This window comes from Lysobacter fragariae (assembly GCF_054779775.1).
The window spans coordinates 574,263-591,668 of record NZ_BAAGXP010000006.1 but is presented as its reverse complement, the minus strand read 5'-3'; the positions used below and the strand labels follow the sequence as shown (position 1 = coordinate 591,668).

Annotated in this window: 16 protein-coding genes; 5 read left to right on the top strand and 11 right to left on the bottom strand. The window is 65.5% G+C overall.

Features of this window, described 5'->3' with window-relative positions; all coding sequences use genetic code 11:
• Window positions 1-90: 90 nt before the first annotated feature.
• Together ACYVD7_RS08615 and ACYVD7_RS08610 are read left to right on the top strand one after the other, a co-directional pair.
• Window positions 91-582 (top strand): MBL fold metallo-hydrolase, encoded by a 492-nt coding sequence (locus ACYVD7_RS08615; RefSeq protein ID WP_460761661.1) that lies wholly within the window; start codon window positions 91-93, stop codon window positions 580-582.
• The gene (locus ACYVD7_RS08610; RefSeq protein WP_460761658.1) at window positions 558-893 is read left to right on the top strand and encodes a hypothetical protein; all 336 of its coding nucleotides are present in this window, start codon (window positions 558-560) and stop codon (window positions 891-893) included. Before ACYVD7_RS08615 ends, ACYVD7_RS08610 begins: the two co-directional genes overlap by 25 nt.
• Before the next feature lie 97 nt (window positions 894-990).
• On the opposite strand, the gene ACYVD7_RS08605 is transcribed toward ACYVD7_RS08610, so the two are convergent.
• Together ACYVD7_RS08605 and ACYVD7_RS08600 are read right to left on the bottom strand one after the other, a co-directional pair.
• Window positions 991-1,437: a c-type cytochrome gene (locus ACYVD7_RS08605; protein ID WP_460761656.1), complete on the bottom strand. Its 447-nt coding sequence runs from the start codon at window positions 1,435-1,437 to the stop codon at window positions 991-993.
• 11 nt (window positions 1,438-1,448) lie between these two features.
• The gene (locus tag ACYVD7_RS08600; RefSeq protein WP_460761653.1) at window positions 1,449-1,841 is read right to left on the bottom strand and encodes a c-type cytochrome; all 393 of its coding nucleotides are present in this window, start codon (window positions 1,839-1,841) and stop codon (window positions 1,449-1,451) included.
• A gap of 403 nt (window positions 1,842-2,244) precedes the next feature.
• On the opposite strand from ACYVD7_RS08600, the gene ACYVD7_RS08595 reads away from it, so the two are divergent.
• Genes ACYVD7_RS08595 through ACYVD7_RS08585 form a run of 3 tightly spaced genes read left to right on the top strand, consistent with a single transcriptional unit; the run spans window position 2,245 to window position 9,959 of the window.
• Window positions 2,245-3,306 (top strand): efflux RND transporter periplasmic adaptor subunit, encoded by a 1,062-nt coding sequence (locus ACYVD7_RS08595; protein WP_460761650.1) that lies wholly within the window; start codon window positions 2,245-2,247, stop codon window positions 3,304-3,306.
• A 13-nt stretch (window positions 3,307-3,319) separates the two neighbouring features.
• Complete coding sequence (locus tag ACYVD7_RS08590; protein WP_460761648.1) at window positions 3,320-6,799, top strand: efflux RND transporter permease subunit; 3,480 nt, start codon at window positions 3,320-3,322, stop codon at window positions 6,797-6,799.
• Between the two features lie 55 nt (window positions 6,800-6,854).
• Window positions 6,855-9,959 (top strand): efflux RND transporter permease subunit, encoded by a 3,105-nt coding sequence (locus tag ACYVD7_RS08585; protein ID WP_460761645.1) that lies wholly within the window; start codon window positions 6,855-6,857, stop codon window positions 9,957-9,959.
• Between the two features lie 247 nt (window positions 9,960-10,206).
• Here the strand turns inward: ACYVD7_RS08585 and ACYVD7_RS08580 are convergent, their stop codons facing one another.
• The 9 genes from ACYVD7_RS08580 to ykgO all read right to left on the bottom strand — a co-directional run bounded on the left by ACYVD7_RS08580 (window position 10,207) and on the right by ykgO (window position 17,136).
• Window positions 10,207-11,424, bottom strand: coding sequence for a TraB/GumN family protein (locus ACYVD7_RS08580; protein WP_460761642.1), 1,218 nt, complete (start codon window positions 11,422-11,424; stop codon window positions 10,207-10,209).
• A gap of 153 nt (window positions 11,425-11,577) precedes the next feature.
• Window positions 11,578-12,516: an alpha/beta fold hydrolase gene (locus ACYVD7_RS08575; protein ID WP_460761639.1), complete on the bottom strand. Its 939-nt coding sequence runs from the start codon at window positions 12,514-12,516 to the stop codon at window positions 11,578-11,580.
• A gap of 20 nt (window positions 12,517-12,536) precedes the next feature.
• Window positions 12,537-13,127, bottom strand: a complete 591-nt coding sequence (locus ACYVD7_RS08570; protein ID WP_460761636.1) for a TetR/AcrR family transcriptional regulator — start codon at window positions 13,125-13,127, stop codon at window positions 12,537-12,539.
• Window positions 13,128-13,293: 166 nt separating this feature from the next.
• Window positions 13,294-13,818 carry a GNAT family N-acetyltransferase gene (locus ACYVD7_RS08565; protein WP_460761633.1) on the bottom strand — a complete coding sequence of 175 codons (525 nt, stop codon included), beginning with the start codon at window positions 13,816-13,818 and terminating at the stop codon, window positions 13,294-13,296.
• A gap of 16 nt (window positions 13,819-13,834) precedes the next feature.
• Complete coding sequence (locus tag ACYVD7_RS08560; RefSeq protein WP_460761631.1) at window positions 13,835-14,722, bottom strand: carbon-nitrogen hydrolase; 888 nt, start codon at window positions 14,720-14,722, stop codon at window positions 13,835-13,837.
• Window positions 14,723-14,755: 33 nt separating this feature from the next.
• Entirely contained in the window at window positions 14,756-15,229 is a 474-nt protein-coding gene (locus ACYVD7_RS08555; protein ID WP_460761628.1) for a DUF1697 domain-containing protein, read from the bottom strand.
• 68 nt (window positions 15,230-15,297) lie between these two features.
• Window positions 15,298-16,350, bottom strand: coding sequence for an agmatine deiminase family protein (locus ACYVD7_RS08550; RefSeq protein ID WP_460761625.1), 1,053 nt, complete (start codon window positions 16,348-16,350; stop codon window positions 15,298-15,300).
• A 128-nt stretch (window positions 16,351-16,478) separates the two neighbouring features.
• Window positions 16,479-16,814, bottom strand: a complete 336-nt coding sequence (locus ACYVD7_RS08545; protein ID WP_460761623.1) for a hypothetical protein — start codon at window positions 16,812-16,814, stop codon at window positions 16,479-16,481.
• Window positions 16,815-17,010: 196 nt separating this feature from the next.
• Window positions 17,011-17,136 (bottom strand): type B 50S ribosomal protein L36, encoded by a 126-nt coding sequence (gene ykgO, locus ACYVD7_RS08540; RefSeq protein ID WP_010342887.1) that lies wholly within the window; start codon window positions 17,134-17,136, stop codon window positions 17,011-17,013.
• Between the last annotated feature and the right edge of the window lie 270 nt (window positions 17,137-17,406).

Sequence of the window (17,406 nt, the reverse complement as noted above, 5' to 3'; positions counted from 1 at the left end):
TCTCCTGAAACTGGCACGAGATGAGGGCCAGATTATGCCCAGACTGGAGCCTGAAGCGGTGTCCTGCCGCTGAGTCCAATCGGAGGAGTCATGGCGCACTACATCTGCGAGACCTGCGGAACCCAATACGCCGAGTCGCAAACCCCACCGCCGGCGTGCCCGGTCTGCGAGGACGAGCGCCAGTACGTCGGCTGGAACGGTCAGGCGTGGACGACGCACGACGCGCTGGCTGCGAAATACACGTTGCGCATCGAGGACGACAACGGCCTGCTGGGGATCAGCCTGCCGTCGGACTTCGCCATACCGCAACGCGCGTTGCTGCTGCCGACGGATGCCGGGAACATCCTGTGGGAGTGTGTCAGCCTGGTCACGCCGCAAGCCGTCGAAGTGCTCAAGACACGCGGTGGCGTCGACCTGATCGTCATCTCGCACCCGCACTTCTACACAGCGATGGTGGAGTGGAGCGACGCATTGGGTGGCGTGCCGATCCTGCTGCACGAAGCCGACCGCGAGTGGGTACATCGGCCTTCGCCCACATCCGATTCTGGAATGGCGACATGCTGGCGCTCTCGAACGATGTGACCTTGCTGCGCCTGGGCGGTCATTTCCCTGGCAGCGCGGGCCTCCACTGGAAACGCGGACCACGCGGCGCGACGCTGCTCCCCGGCGATGCGATGCAGGTGGTGTCGGATCGCCGCCACGTCACCTTCATGTACAGCTATCCCAACTACATGCCAATGGTGGCAGGCGACGTGCGGCACATGCAGTCGCTGCTGCGTGGCTACGCGGTCGATGACGTGTTCGGTTACACGTGGAGCCGCAACATCATCGGCGGCGCGCGCGCGGCGGTGGATGCGTCGTTCGAACGCTACCTGGGGACGCTGGCGGCGTGAAGCCGCAATCCGGGCCTCGAAATTCACGCAGTCCGCAAAAGGAAACGGCCCGCTTTCGCGGGCCGTCTGATCTGCAGCATCTGATCGCTGGAACGGATCAGTTTGTGGGATTGGTGTGCGGATCCAGGTCGCGCAGGTGGCCTTCGCGGGAGCTGAAATACGCAGCCAGATCGGCGATCTGCTGGTCGTTCAGGTCCTTGGCCTGGCCGGCCATGGTGATGTTGTCGCGCTTGCCTTCGCGGTAGGCGACCAGGGCGTGCTCGATGTAGTCGGGGTACTGGCCGCCGATCTTCGGGCGGTCTTCGGCGTTCGGAGCGTTGCCTTCGGCGCCGTGGCAGTCGACGCACGACTGGTTGTTCGCGCCCATCTTCACGCTGGCCAGCTTCTCGCCGGCTTCGGCGATGCCGGCCGGCATGCCTGCCGAGGACGACTTGGCTTCGTGGGTGGCTTCGGCTTCGCCGCCTTCGGCGGCTTCCTCGGACTTGCTGCAGCCGGCCAGGGCGACGGCGGCGAGCAGGGCGATGGCGATGATCTTCTTCGTCATTGTGGGTCTGCTCACTTCTTCGACAGATAGGCGGCGATGTCGGCGATGTCCTGGTCAGAGAAGCTCTGCGCCTGGGCCTGCATCGTCGGGTGCTTGCGGTTGCCCTTCTTGTATTCGGTCAAGGCGTTGGTCAGGTAAGTGACCGACTGGCCGCCGATGCGGGGCACGTGGTAGCTCGGATACGCGTTCTTGTAGCCGGTGATGCCGTGGCAACCCTGGCACGTGTAGGTGAGCTGCTTGCCCTTGTCGGCATCGCCCTTGGCTGCGGGAGCCGTGGCGGTGGCGGCCGCCGGTGCGGCTGCGGGCGTGGCGGTGGTGGCTGCCGGCTCCTGCTTGGGTTCGTCGGCGAAGGCGACGGCCGAAGCAAGGAGGGCGAGGCAGGCGGCGATCGTCAGCGGTCGCATCATGTAATCCGCACTCTCGTTATGGCTTGAAAGGAATCGGGTCGTGCCGCACCCGGGTCGGAGCGGTGCGCACAAGTCGGCAAGTATAGCGGGGAGCCCGCCCGCAACGGAATCTGACCGGCGCATGGACACGGTCGCGCGCAACCAAACAGGCCGAACGTGCATCGAGAAAGATATCGGTGACCGCAATGCCGAGGGTGGTTTGCGGTCCTGAGCAGCCCGGACTTCGTTTCCGTGGCTGCAGTCACCATGACCTTCGGCCGATGGCCGGGGAACGGGTGGGTGATATACATATCTACAACACCGGCATACAGCCGAATCCAAAGAGCCTCCAGGGACAGCCCCCATGCGTCAGCAGACCTTCCAACGCCCCGTTTTTGCCTTGATTTCCAGCCTCGTGCTTGTGAGCGCCCTCGCCTTGACCGCCTGCAAGGGCGGAGATGCCAAGGCAAAGGAGAAGGAAAAGAAGGGGCCGGAGGCCGTCCCGGTCGAGGTCGTCCAGGCCTCCCGCCGCCCCGTGGCGGCCAGCTATGCCGGTACCGCGCCGCTGGAAGCCCGCGGTGAGGCCCAGGTGATCGCCAAGGTCTCTGGCGTCGCCCTGCAGGTCCTGGTCGAGGAAGGCCAGCTCGTCCACGCCGGCCAGACCCTGGTCCGGCTGGACACTGCACGCGCCGCCCTCCAGGCCGCGCAATCGGCGGCCCAGTTGCGCAAGCTCGAAGCCAATTACGCCCGCTCCAGCCAGCTGGCCCAGCAGAAGCTGGTCAGCGCCAGCGACAACGACCAGCTCCGCTACGACCTGGAGAACGCGCGCGCCGCCAACAAGGCCGCGAATCTCGAACTGGCCTACGGCAACGTCACCGCGCCGATCTCCGGCGTGGTCGCATCGCGTTCCATCAAGGTCGGCAACTTCGTCCAGATCAACTCGCCGATCATCCGCATCGTCGATGTCTCCCGCATCGAGGCCGTGCTCAACGTGCCCGAACGCGAACTCGCCACGCTCAAGGCCGGCCTGCCGGTGCAGCTGGCCGTGGACGCGCTGCCGGGCAAGGCCTTCACCGGCACCGTCGACCGCGTCGCGCCGGTAGTGGATTCGGGCAGCGGCACGTTCCGCGTGGTCTGCGCCTTCGATGCCGGCGGCCAGCTGCGTCCGGGCATGTTCGGACGCATCAAGATCGACTACGACCAGCGTACCGATGCACTCGTCGTGCCGCGCGCTGCATTGCTGGAAGACGAATCCGATCCGGCTGTCTTCGTCGTGCGCAACAAGAAGAGCGCACGCGTGCCGGTGAAGCTGGGCTACATGGATGGCGAGTGGGCCGAAGTCCGCAGCGGCATCAAGCAGGGCGAACAGGTCGTGGTCGCGGGCAAGAGCGCGCTGCGTGACGGTTCCGAAGTGCAGGTCATCGGTCAGCCAGGCGTGAAGGCCGATGCCGCGCCGCCCGCCACCGCTACCGCGCAGCGCTGAGCCGGAGGCGTCCGTGAGCCACACCCCCGATGCCTCGCAAGGGCCCGCTTCGACTGGTTTGATCGAATTCGCCACGCGCCGCCGCGTCACCGTGGCGATGGTGATGATCACGCTCGTGCTGTTCGGCCTGATCGCGCTGTTCAATTTGAAGGTCAACCTGCTGCCCGACCTCAGCTATCCCACGCTCACCGTGCGCACCGAGTACACCGGTGCCGCGCCGACCGAAATCGAAACGCTCATCACCGAGCCGGTGGAAGAAGCCGTCGGCGTGGTGAAGGGCCTGCGCAAGCTCAAGTCGGTGTCGCGCACCGGCCAGAGCGACGTCGTGCTCGAGTTCGCCTGGGGCACCGACATGGACCAGGCCAGCCTTGAAGTGCGCGACAAGATGGAAGTCGTGCAGCTGCCGCTGGAAGCCAAGAAGCCGGTGCTGTTGCGCTTCAATCCGTCGACCGAACCAGTGCTGCGTCTCGCATTGACCTCCAAGACCGACGGTGATTCCGTCCGCGCACTCGGCGCCCTGCGTCGTTACGCCGAGGAAGATCTCAAGAAGAAGCTCGAGCCCGTCGATGGCGTGGCCGCAGTCAAGGTTGGCGGCGGCCTGGAAGACGAAATCCAGGTCGACATCGACCAGCAGAAGCTCGCGCTGCTCAACCTGCCGATCGAAACCGTCATCCAGCGCCTGCAGCAGGAGAACATCAACATCTCCGGCGGACGCCTGGAAGAGGGCTCGCAGCGTTATCTCGTGCGTACCGTCAACCAGTTCGCCACCGTGGACGAGATCCGCGACATGCTGGTGACCACGCAGTCCGCTGGTGGCGGTGCTGCCGCGAATGCGGCGGCCGAAATGGCGCGCGTTGCCGCGTCGACCGGCAATGCTGCCGCGATGGCCGCTGCGCAATCGGTGCAGAGTGCGAATTCGTCGGGTTCCTCGACCGTTGCCGGCGGCATGCCGGTTCGGCTGAAGGACATCGCCGAGGTCCGCCAGGGTCACAAGGAGCGTGAAGCGATCATCCGCATGGGCGGCCGCGAAGCCGTCGAACTGGCCATCTACAAGGAAGGCGATGCGAATACGGTCTCGACCGCCGACGCGATCCAGACGCGGCTCAAGGAGCTGAAGGACCAGATCCCGCCGGACGTCGAACTCACCACCATCGACGACCAGTCGCAGTTCATCCGCCACGCGATCAGCGACGTCAAGCTCGATGCCGTGATCGGCGGACTGCTCGCCGTCTTCATCATCTTCCTGTTCCTGCGCGACGGCTGGAGCACGTTCGTGATCGGCCTCTCTCTGCCGGTGTCGATCATCGCGACGTTCTTCTTCATGGACCAGCTGGGACTCAGCCTCAACGTGATGTCGCTGGGCGGCCTGGCGCTGGCGACGGGTCTCGTCGTCGACGACTCGATCGTGGTGCTTGAATCCATCGCCAAGGCGCGCGAACGCGGCCTGGGCATCCTCGATGCGGCGATCGCGGGCACGCGTGAAGTCAGCATGGCCGTCGTGGCCTCCACGCTGACCACCATCGCGGTGTTCCTGCCGCTGGTGTTCGTCCAGGGCATCGCTGGCCAGCTGTTCCGCGACCAGGCGCTCACCGTGGCGTTGGCGATCGCGATCTCGCTGGTCGTGGCGATGACGCTCATCCCGATGTTGAGCGCACTCAAGGGCCGCGCACCGCTGGCGTTCCCGGAAGAAGCGCCCCATCCGCGCTGGCAGCCGACGTCGCGCGTGCTCAAGCCGGTGGCCGCAGTCGAACGCGGCATCGGTGCCGCTTCACGCGGCGGCATGTTCGGCATTTCGTGGTTCTTCGTGCGCATCTGGCGCGGCATCAGCGCCGTCGTCGGTCCGGTCATGCGCAAGGCGAGCGACCTGGCGATGGCGCCGTACCACCGCGCCGAAGCGGGCTATCTGAAACTGCTTCCGTCGGCACTGCGCAGGCCGTGGCTGGTGGTGGGTTCGGCAACCGTCGCTTTCGTGCTGACGCTGCTGGTGGTTCCGATGCTGGGTGCGGACCTGATCCCGCAGCTGGCGCAGGACCGCTTCGAGATGACCGTGAAGCTGCCCCCGGGCACGCCGTTGCGCGATACCGACGCACTCGTGCGCGAACTGCAGCGCCAGCACGTCGGCGACGAAGGCATTTCCGTGCTCTACGGCGTGAGCGGCACCGGCACGCGACTGGATGCCAACCCGACCGAGAGTGGCGAGAACATTGGCAAGCTCACTGTCGTCATGGCGAACGGTGGCAGCAAGCAACTGGAAGCCGCGGAGACCGACCGCCTGCGCGCAACGATGGCGGGACACGGAAACGCCCAGGTCAACTTCTCGCGCCCTGAACTCGTCAGTCTGTCCACACCGCTGGAAATCGAGCTGCGCGGCAACGACCTGGCGACCATCCAGCGTGCTGGCCAGCAGATGGCGGCGATGCTGCGCAAGAGCGCGCACTACACCGACGTGAAGTCGACGGTGGAGCAGGGCTTCCCGGAGATCCAGATCCGCTTCGACCAGGAACGCGCTGCTTCGCTTGGCCTGACTACGCGCCAGATCGCCGACGTGGTGGTGAAGAAGGTGCGTGGCGACGTCGCCACCCGCTACAGCTTCCGTGACCGCAAGATCGACGTGCTGGTGCGTGCGCAGGAGTCCGATCGCGCTTCGGTGGACAGCATCCGCCACTTGATCGTGAATCCTGGCAGCACGCGGCCGGTGACGCTCGATGCCGTTGCCGAGGTCGTTGCGACCACCGGCCCCAGCGAGATCCACCGCGCCGACCAGGTCCGCGTGGCGATCGTGTCGGCTGGCCTGCGCGACATCGACCTTGGCGGTGCCGTCGAGGAAGTGCAGAGCATGGTCCAGGCCGAGCCGCTGGGTGCCGACGTGCGCATGCACATCGGCGGGCAGGGCGAGGAAATGCAGGAATCGGTGAAGTCGCTGCTGTTCGCCTTCGGCCTCGCGATCTTCCTGGTCTACCTGGTGATGGCGTCGCAGTTCGAATCGCTACTGCACCCGTTCGTGATCCTCTTCACCATCCCGCTGGCACTGGTCGGCGCAGTGCTCGCGCTGTTGCTGACGCGCTCGCCGGTGTCGGTGGTGGTGTTCATCGGTCTGATCCTGCTTGTGGGCCTGGTGGTGAAGAACGCCATCATCCTCATCGACAAGGTCAACCAGTTGCGCGAGGAAGGCGTCGCCAAGCGCGACGCGCTGGTCGAGGGCGCGCGTTCGCGACTGCGTCCCATCGTCATGACCACCTCCTGCACGCTGTTCGGCTTCCTGCCGCTCGCGCTGGCTTTTGGCGAAGGCGCGGAAGTGCGCTCGCCGATGGCCATCACCGTGATCGGTGGCCTGCTGGTCTCGACGTTGCTGACGCTGGTGGTGATCCCGGTGGTGTACGACCTGCTGGACCGCCGCGCGGACGAGTACTACCGCGAACGCGGCCTGCGCTCGCGCCGCGAGAAGGCCGAGAACGCGGCCGCCCTGGCGGGCGATCCGGAGGCGGCAGGATGATTGCTTCCGTATTCCCCTGCGTACTTTCCAACCGCTGCCCGGGGAGGCACGTCGCATGAGCATTGCCGAGCTGAGCATCAAGCGGCCGGTCACGGCGATCATGTTCTTCGTGTCGCTGTTCGTGGTCGGCCTGATCGCGGCGGCGCGGTTGCCGCTGGAAGCCTTCCCCGAGGTGTCGCCGCCCTTCATCTTCGTGCAGCTGCCGTATGCCGGCTCGACGCCCGAGGAAGTCGAGCGCACCGTGCTGCGCCCGGTCGAGGAAGCGATCTCGACCATGAGCGGCATCAAGCGCATGGATTCGGAAGCCAAGGCGGACGGCGCCCAGGTCTTCCTCCAGTTCAAGGACTGGAGTCGCGACGCCGCCATCGCCGCATCCGAGGCGCGCGAAAAGATCGATGCGATCCGCAAGGACTTGCCGGACGACCTGCAACGTTATTTCGTCCTCAAGTTCTCCACCAGCGATCAGCCCGTGCTGAAAGTGCGCCTGGCGAGCCAGACGCAGAACCTCGTCGGCGCCTATGACCTGATCGATCGCGAGTTCAAGCGCCGTCTGGAACGCATTCCCGGCGTCGCCCGCGTGGACATCTCGGGTGCGCCGCCGAATGAAGTCGAAGTCGCGATCCACCAGGACCGTCTCACTGCGCACGGCATCAGTCTCAACGACCTCACCAAGAGCCTGCAGGCGCTGAATTTCTCGGTGTCGGCCGGCGAGATCGAAGATGGCGGTCGTCGTCTGCGCGTCCAGCCGATGGGCGAATTGACCGACCTGCAGCAGTTGCGCGATCTGGTGATCGCCAACGGAATCCGCCTCAGCGATATCGCGGATGTACGACTGAAGCCCGCGCGCCAGGACATTGGCCGCCGCCTTGATGGACGTCCGGCCGTTGGCCTGGACATCTTCAAGGAGCGCAATGCGAACCTGGTCGAGGTCTCGAAGAACGCGCTCGCCGAGGTCAAGGAGATCCAGCAGGAACCGGAGCTTCAGGGCATCCAGGTCAAGATCATCGAGGATCAGGGCGACAACGTCACGACTTCGCTGCTGGAACTCGCCGAAGCCGGCGGCATCGGCCTGATCCTCTCGATCGCGGTGCTGTTCTTCTTCCTGCGCCATTGGCCATCGACGCTGATGGTGACGTTGGCGATCCCGATCTGCTTCGTGATGACTCTGGGCTTCATGTACTTCGCCGGCGTCACTCTCAACATCCTGTCGATGATGGGCTTGCTGCTCGCAGTCGGCATGCTGGTCGACAACGCGGTCGTGGTGGTGGAGAGCATCTACCAGGAACGCGAGCGGATGCCCGGCCAGCCGCGCCTGGCCTCGATCCTGGGCACCCGTCACGTCGCGATCGCGCTGTCGGCGGGCACACTGTGCCACTGCATCGTGTTCGTGCCGAACCTGTTCGGCGACCGCAACTTCATCAGCATCTACATGTCGCAGATCGCGATCACCATCTCGGTGTCGCTGTTGGCGTCGTGGCTGGTGGCGGTGAGTCTCATCCCGATGATCTCGGCTCGCCTGAAGATGCCGCCGGCCGTACGTAGCGAAAGTGGCCTGATCCCTCGCATGCAGCGCCGCTATGCCGGCCTGTTGCGCTGGACGCTCGAACACCGCGGCAAGAGCATCCTCGGCATCATCCTGATCATCATGGTCAGCTTCGTTCCGATGAAGATGACCAAGGTCAACATGTTCGGTGGCGAAGAGGGCAGGGACACCGAGTTCTACTACCAGTGGAACGGCAGCTACACCAAGGAGCAGATGGCGGATGAAATCACCCGAGTAGAGGACTACTTCGACGCCAACCGCAAGCGCTTCCATATCCAGCAGATCTATTCCTATTACAGCGAGCAGGGCTTTGCCGGCACGCGGATCACCTTCGACGACAGCGCGGGGGCCATCAAGCCGATGGTCGACAAGATCGTCAAGGAATTGCCCAAGTCGGCACGTGCCACCATTGGCGCGGGCAACCAGGACGGTCCTGGCGGCGGTGGCCAACCGGGGCAGAAGGCGCAGGTGTTCCTGGTGGGCGATTCGACCCAGACCTTGACGGAACTGGGTCGTGACATCGTCCCGATCCTGTCCAGGCGCAAGGAACTGCGCGATGTGCGGGTCGACATCGGCGACACGAACAGCGAGCTCAACGTCCGCGTGGACCGCGAGCGTGCCGCGGCGTTCGGTTTCAGCGCGCAGCAGGTGTCGCAGTTCGTCGGTCTGGCCTTGCGTGGTGCGCCGCTTCGCGAATTCCGTCGCGGTGAGAGCGAAGTGCCGGTGTGGGTGCGCTTTGCCGGTGCGGAGCACTATGGCGTCGAGGACATCGCGTCCTTTACCGTGCGTGCCCCCGATGGCCGGACCGTGCCGCTGCTGGCGATGGTCGACGTGAACGTCAAGCCGGCTGCGACATCCATCAAGCGCGCGAACCGCCAGACCACGCTGACGATCACCGCGGGCCTCCCCGACAAGGTGACGATGCCGGATGCGCGCAAGGCGATCGAGGAGTCGTTGAAGTCGGTGTCGTTCCCCGCCGGATACAGCTACACCTTCGAGGGTGGCGGTTTCGGTGACGACGACGAGGCGATGGGGCAGATGTTCTTCAACCTCGGTATCGCGCTGGTCCTGATCTATATCGTGATGGCGGCAGTGTTCGAATCGCTGCTGTTCCCGTCGGCGATCATGAGCGGCGTGCTGTTCTCGGTATTCGGCGTGTTCTGGCTGTTCTGGATCACCGGCACCGAGTTCAACATCATGGCCTTCATCGGCATCCTGGTGCTGATGGGCGTGGTGGTGAACAACGGCATCGTGATGATCGAGCACATCAACAATCTGCGTCGCCGTGGGCTGTCGCGCACCGAGGCGCTGGTCGAAGGCAGCAAGGAACGCCTGCGTCCGATCCTGATGACGATGGGCACGGCGATCCTGGCGATGGTGCCGATCGCGATCGGCGGTACCAAGATGGGCGGCGACGGTCCGGCTTATTACCCGATGGCACGCGCCATCGCCGGTGGCCTGGCGTTCTCGACCATCGTGAGCCTGCTGTTCCTGCCGACGATCTATGCGGTGCTGGACGACCTGCGCGCCAACACCACGCGAACCATCCGCCGTGCGCGCGGCAAGGGCGATGCCCCGATTCCGGGTGCAGCGGTGGCGGCAATTGCCGCGGAATGATCGACGGACGGGCGGCCTTCGGGTCGCCCGTTTCGTTTGGGGCATTGATCCCAAGCGTTCGGTGCAGGAATTGCACGCAGAGGTGTTGCGTAGGGCGGGTCTCGACCCGCCAATCGATGTGTGAGGTTGATTCAGCCAAACCGGCCAAGGCAACTAGCTGGCTTCCAACAGCGAAGCTGGTCACTCCGCCTTACACAACCGATGCATGTCGTCCCGCTTCACGCGACCGACGGTTCCCCGCGCGGCATCAATGCGCCAGCTTGCTCGCGATGCTGAATCCGGCGAGCCACACGCCAATCATGGTGCCCAGGTTGGTGAGCAGGAAGTTCAGCACCACGCGCGCGACACGATTGCGATACCAACCGCGCACCGTCTGCGCGTCGTCGCGCAATGCCAGGAAGTCGCCATAGGCCGGCTTCCGGCGCTGCGCTTCGACCAGTGCGGAGACCGCGCCGGTGGGTACACCCGGACGGAACGGCTTCAGCGGCGCCACCAGTGCTGCAGTGATCACGCTGAGCGGATGTCCGCCGGCCACGATGCAACCCAGCGCTGCAAGTCCGGATGTGAACATCACCCATTGCTTGAGCAGGTCTGCGCCCACTGCCCAGCCGCCGTGCCAGAAACCCCAGGCAATGCCGGTGAGGATCAGGCCCATGATGACCAGCGTGATCCACGGGATCTTGCGCTTCGCCTTTACCGCTTCCAGCTCGACGCGCAGCGCTTCGGGGTCCCGGGTTTCTTCGGCGAGATGCTTCGCGAGTCCTTGCAGGTGGCCTGCGCCGACGACGGCCAGTACTTCGCGCGCGTCGCCATGCGTCTCGCGCAGGCGTGCGGCCATGTAGCGATCACGCTCACCGATCACGGCTTCGTAGAGTTCGGGACTGCTGCTTGCGAATTCGCTGAAGCTGGATTCGAGCATGTCGCCCTGCTTGAGCTTCTCGATGTCCTCGGCGCCGACTTCATCGTCGGCGAAGAGACCGGCGGCGAGCCCGCTGCCGAGCTTGATGCGGCCCCAGAAGCCGAGCTTCGCCGAGGCGCGCTTGAAAGTCAGGCCGACTTCGCGATCGATCAGGTGCACGGGCAGGTTGCGTTCGCGCGCGTCCAGCACGGCCTGCTTGAGTTCCGCGCCCGGTTCGATGCCCAGCTGTTCGGCAAGACGACGCTGGTAGGCGGACAGCGCGAGGTTGGCGGCGAACATCGCCACGCGACCGTTGCGGATCACCTGGATGAGGTCGAGCTTTGCGAGCGCTTCCGGATCGGTCAGCGCCTGCAGGCGCGGCGGATCGAGTTCCACCGCGACCGCATCGAAACGACCACTGCCGACGGCTTCCTTCACCGCGTCGACGCTCGCCCGCGACACGTGCGCGGTGCCCAGCAGCGTGTAGCGCACGCCGTCGCGCTCGACGATGGCGTGCGGCTGCGTGGCGAGGAAATCTTCGGTCGTTGCGGTGGTTTCGGCGGTCATCGACGGTCAATGCAGTTGCGGAACGCCGGGATTTGACCGGCGGCCGCGCAGCATAGTCGTTCCGGCGCGGGGTTGTCCGGGTCCCGCGCCGGTTTTCCTGCTGCCCGCGCCGGTTCACCGTCGTGGTCTAACGAATCGTTCAGGCGAATCCGTTCAGGCGAATCCGTACGGCAGGTTGGGGCTGGAAACCACGCGGTCGCCCACGCTCTCGCCGCGCAGGAAACGCAGTGCCGAAGCGATCACGCCGGCATCGTCGGCGATGCGGTTGTGGCCCAGGCCGGTGGTGCTCAGCAGCCGCGAATCAGACCAGAGGCGGGCATAGCGCTCGCCGTCCGACCACGGGACTTCGCGGTCCTCCAGGTCGTGCACGATCAGGGCAGGGCGGCCGATCCTTGGCACGATATGGCGAGCCTGCAGGTCTTCGACGCTGAAGCGCATGTTCCGTTCGAACCGCGCGAACATGCGGCGTCCCAGACCCCGCGCCAACCACACGAAGCGTGCGAAGCGCTCGACCATCAGCAGCGGATCGTCTACCGGCGCGATCAGGACGACGCGCCGGGCATCCAATCCGTTCGCCAATGCCACCGCAGTGGCCGCGCCGCCGAACGAATGCCCCACGACCGCCGCAGCCGGCCCGAATCGATGCGCGACAGCAAGCAGATTGCATGCGAATTCCGGCAGGGTGGTATGCGTGCCACCGCTTTTTCCGTGCGCGGTCTGGTCGAAGGTGACCACGGCGTAGCCGGCGTCCTGCAGCGGTTTCACCCAGGGGGCGATGCGCGTGCCATGGCTCGACCAGCCATGTGCGAACAGGACGTAGGGCTGGCGGGCCGGATCACCCCACACATAGGTGTGGATCCGCGTGCCGTCGACGTCGAGGTCCGACTCGCGCGCGCCTTCGGTGGGTGTGGCCAGCGCCCGCGAACGCGACGACGCGAACGGTCGGGTGAACAGGTTTCCGGCGCGGCGGATGGCGGCTTCGGGCGCGAACCAGCTGCCGACCAGGAAACCGAGTCGCGCCGTGTAAAGCGGCAAAATATTACGAACGATCGTGCTAATTGACGACGTGCGAAGCGAGATGGCAGTAGCCATGGCGACACCTCGAGGGGAGTTCAGGCGGAGTTGGCAGCGAGCCAGCGCTCGGCGGCCTGTTCGCCGAGCGCGTAGGTCTGTTCTTCGCCGAACAGGCCGGATTGGTGGTGGGCGGCAAGGGCGATGGCATACAGCTCGAAAGCGTATTGGTCCGTGTTCCCATCGCGCAGGTGGCCTTCGTCGATCGCCAGCTGGCTGGCGCCACGCAGGATCTCGTGCCATTGCCGCTGCTGGCGGACCACCTGGTCGCGCAGCGGACCGGGTCGATCGTCGTACTCGGCGACGGATGCCACCAGCACGCACCCGCCGGCGTTGCTGCGCCCCCAGTTGAACCAGTTGTGCATGATCGCCCGCAGCCGGGGCAGGCCGCGGGGCTTGGACAGGGCGGCGATGAAGACCGCTTCGCCGAAGCGGCGGGCAGCGGATTCGAGCACGGCCAGCTGCAGGTCCTCGCGGGAGCCGAAATGGGCGAATACGCCGCTCTTCGACATGCCTACCGCCTGGGCGAGCGGGCCGATGGACAGGCCTTCCACCCCGGAGAAACGCGCGATCTCGTAGGCGCGATCAATGATGGCTTCGCGGGTGGCGGCACCCTTACTGGTAGCGGTCATTGCGTTCATGAGGCGACAATAGCACGACCGTTCGTTTTATTGTCGCCGCTCGTCGGAATCAGTTCCGTGGGTTCGAGCCCTCTCGGGCCGGTCGTCCGGAATGACGAAGAAGCCAAGTCTCAGCCTGTTGCGGGCAATGGTCGTCCCGAATCTGCGAGCGGGCCGCTCAGGGCGCCGAGTTCGCCCCGTCGCCCAAACCGCGCTGCATCTGCACGGCGTCCAGCCAGCGACCGTGCTTGCGACCCAGCCCTTCAAAAATCCCGACAGTCCGGAAACCCAGGCGCTCATGAAGTGCGATCGACGCGAGGTTGGAGCGGTCGCCGATCACCGCGACCATCTGGCGCTGGCCCATCGCGGTGCACTCGTCTATCAGCTGTTGCAGCAGCGCGCGGCCGATGCCGCGACCGGTCACGTCCGGATGGACGTACACCGTGTCCTCGACCGTCCAGTGGTAGCCGTCGCGCGTCCGGTAGCGGCTGGCGTATGCGTAACCGGCGAAGCGGCCCTGCAGTTCCGCGACGAGGTACGGGAACCCGTCATCGACGATTGCCCGCCAGCGTCGCGCCATCTCAGCTTCGCTTGGCGGCGCGTATTCGTAGGTGGCGACGCCATCAACCACTTCCTGCGCGTAGAGCGCGGTGATGGCGGCGATATCGCCAGCCATCGCGGGACGGAGAATGAGGTAACTCACCGGCGTCGCCGCCGTATCAGTCGCGATAACGCTTGAGCAGGTCGCCGTACGCATCGATGCGACGATCGCGCAGGAACGGCCAGATGCGGCGGACGTGCTCGCTGCGTTCCATGTCGACTTCGCACATCAGGATTTCAGGTTCGTTCTGGTTGGCTTCGGCGAGGAATTCGCCCTGCGGCCCCAGCACGTGCGTGGAGCCCCAGAACTGGATGCCGGAGGTACCCAGCGGCGACACCTCGTGGCCCACGCGATTGCACGACAGCACCGGCAGACCGTTGGCGACGGCGTGTCCGCGATGGCTCAGGATCCACGCGTTGCGCTGGCGATCCTTTTCCGGTTGCTGGTCGTCGGGATCCCAGCCGATCGCGGTCGGATACAGCAGCAGTTCCGCGCCGGCCAGCGCCATCAGACGCGCGCCTTCGGGATACCACTGATCCCAGCACACCATCACGCCCAGGCGGCCGACCGACGTGTTGATCGGTTCGAAGCCGATGTCGCCCGGCGTGAAATAGAACTTCTCGTAGAAGCCCGGGTCGTCCGGGATGTGCATCTTGCGGTACTTGCCGGCGGTGGAGCCGTCTTTCTCGAAGACCACAGCGGTGTTGTGGTACAGGCCGGCGGCGCGCTTCTCGAACAGCGAACTCACCAGCACCACGCCGTGCTGCTTCGCCAACGCGCCCAGGCGCTGCGTGCTCGGGCCGGGAATGGTTTCGGCCAGGTCGAACTCGTCGACGGATTCGTGCTGGCAGAAGTAGGGGCCATTGTGGAGTTCCTGCAGCAGCACCAGTCGCGCGCCGCGCTTGGCGGCTTCGGCGACGCGGGTTTCGATCACTGACAGGTTCGCCTCGGCGTCGCCATGGTTGCGTTCCTGGATCAGAGCGACGGGCAGGGTGGTCTTCTTCATGGGCGGATTGTAGATGCCATGTTGACTGCTGGGTCAGGCCGCGGCGCACTTCTTCGCCGTGTCCCAGGTACGGGTGGTGACTTGCGTGCCGAAGGTTTTCTCGATCAGGGCCATGAACACGGGGTTTCCGGGCATGGGTTCGTAGGCGGTGAAGATTTCGGTGCCCTGGATGGCGAGGATGCGGGCGCCGTCCTTTTCGATTGGCAGCGTGGGCGGGGAGTCGATCGGCTCGCGCGTGAACGTCACGACGCGCTTGGCCGTGGCGGGCAGGCGGAAGGCGCGATACGGATCGGCATCGATCAGGGCCTGGAGGCGGGCGACGGGACGTACCAGGGTCCAGAAGCTGCGATCGAGCGACTCCAACATCGCGGCTTCCGCCCTGCGCGCGATGCAAGGTCGGAGCGCGCCGAGGCATCGAACACCACGTTGCCGCTGGACAGGACGGTCCTGACGTTGGCGAACCCGGCCGCCTCGAAACAGCTTGAGCTCCGGCATCTTCGCGTTCATCGGGCTGACGCCGCGGAGGAAGGCTACGTAACGTGGCATGGGGTTTGCCGCGAGTTGTGCGATCGCGCCTAGGCTGCCACGACGCCGGCGGGCAGCTGCATGGTGATGCAGTGCAGGCTGCCGTTCTGCCAGATCAGCGAGCGACAGGGCACCGCGATGATGTCGCGATCCGGGAATGCCTGCGCCAGCACCGCCTGGGCGGCAGCATCGGCTTCATCGCCATAGGCTGGCATCAGCACCGCGCCGTTGATGATCAGGAAGTTGGCGTAGCTCGCGGCCAGGCGGCGGCCTTCGTCAATGACCGGCTTCGCCCACGGCAGCGGAAACAGGCGGTAGGGCTGGCCGTCGCGGGTGCGCAGGGCGGCGATTTCGTCCGCCATCGCCTTCAGTTCCGCGTAGTGCGAGTCGCTGGTGTCGTCGCAGGCCTGGAACACGATGGCGTCCGGTCCGGCGAAGCGGGCGAGGGTGTCGATGTGCGCGTCGGTGTCGTCGCCTTCCAGGTAACCGTGGTCGAGCCACAGCACGCGGTCCTGGTGCAGCCAGCCGGCCAGCTTGGCGGTGATGTCCTCGCGGCTGGCGTCGGGGTGGCGCTCGTGCAGGCACTGCCAGGTGCTCAGCAGGGTGCCGGCGCCGTCCGTTTCGATGGCGCCGCCTTCCAGTGCGAAATTGATCGGCTGGCGCGAGCTGGCGTGGAACGTGCCGGCGTTGTCGAGGTTTTCGACCAGCTGGTCGTCGCGGCTGGCTTCGAACTTGCCGCCCCAGCCGGTGAAGCGGAAGTCGAGCAGGCGGAAGGCCTCTGGGCTACGCAGCGGGCTCTCGATCAACGTGATCGGTCCGGAATCGCGCAGCCAGGTGTCGTCGTATGCCACGGGCAGGAATCGCACACGTGACAGGTCGATGCGGTTGGAACGCAGGCGGGCTTCGGCGTAGGTCTGCAGGTCGTCGTCGGCGACGCAGATCAGCACCGGCTGGTAGCGGGTGATGGCGGCGACCAGCGCGATGTAGGTTTCCTCGACTTCGCCCAGGCGCTGTGCCCAGTCGGTGTCGGCGTGCGGCCAGGCGATGAGGACTGCGGACTGGGGCTCCCACTCGGCGGGGAAGCGCACGGCGTTCTGGTTCATGGCATCGCAGACGAAAAAGGCGGGCAATGATAGCCCGCCGTTCGAGTCGCATTGCTGCGCGGGCCGCTCGGGGGCGGCCCCGGATTAGCTGTGAAAACGCGCCGTACAGCTGTGCGCGGGCAATCGGATTACTTGATCGCCGGCTTCGGGCCGATTTCTTCCTCGCTAGCCTTGTTGGCGACCACGTCAATTACCCGGCTGTTCTCGAAGTACACGGTGAAGGCCGCGTACGACCAGCGGTTGATCGTCGGCCAGGCGCGTTTCTGGCCGCCGCGCGGATCCAGCCGTTGCGACGGCGCACCGTACTTGGCTTCGACCTGGGCCATGGTCTGGCCGCGCTTGGGCATTGCGGCGGAGTTTTCCTCCTGCACGCGCTCGACGAGCAGCGTTTCGGCCGAAGCGACATTGGCTAGGCCGGCGAGGGCGAAGGCGGTAAAGGTGACTGCGGCGAGACGGGCTTTCATGGCGTTGGTACTCCCCGATGGATGGGCGATTGAACCACAAGCCTGCGCCCGACGGCAGCAAGATGGCGTCACAGTCCGGTGCAACGCCGCTCGCGGGCGATGGCGCGTGCCCGGCTTCCAAGTATTGCCTGCGGAAACGAAAAAGCCGCCTTGCGGCGGCTTTTTCGTCACGACGACGGATCGTCGCTGGTGCGGTTCAGCGCTGGCGCGCCTTGAAACGCGGGTTCGACTTGCAGATCACGAAGACCTTGCCACGGCGGCGGACGACCTTGCAGTCGCGGTGACGGGCCTTCGCCGACTTCAGGGAGGACAGGACCTTCATGACAACCTCGGACGAAATGGGAAATGGGGTGGAGAAACGGGTGGAACACAACGAAGCCGGCGATTCTATCGGATAAATTGCCGGCGGATCAAGTGGTTGCGTGGCTGAAGTTGCCGGGAGGGCCGGTGCTGGGCATCCATCCTTCCCGCGCAGGCACGAATTCCGTGGTTTTCGCTGGTTTCTCCGGTGCGGTCATCGACACGGTCGTCGGCGCGAGAACCAACCCCGCCGGCTCTGGCGCCCGCGATCGGCATGACGCGAGGACGCATT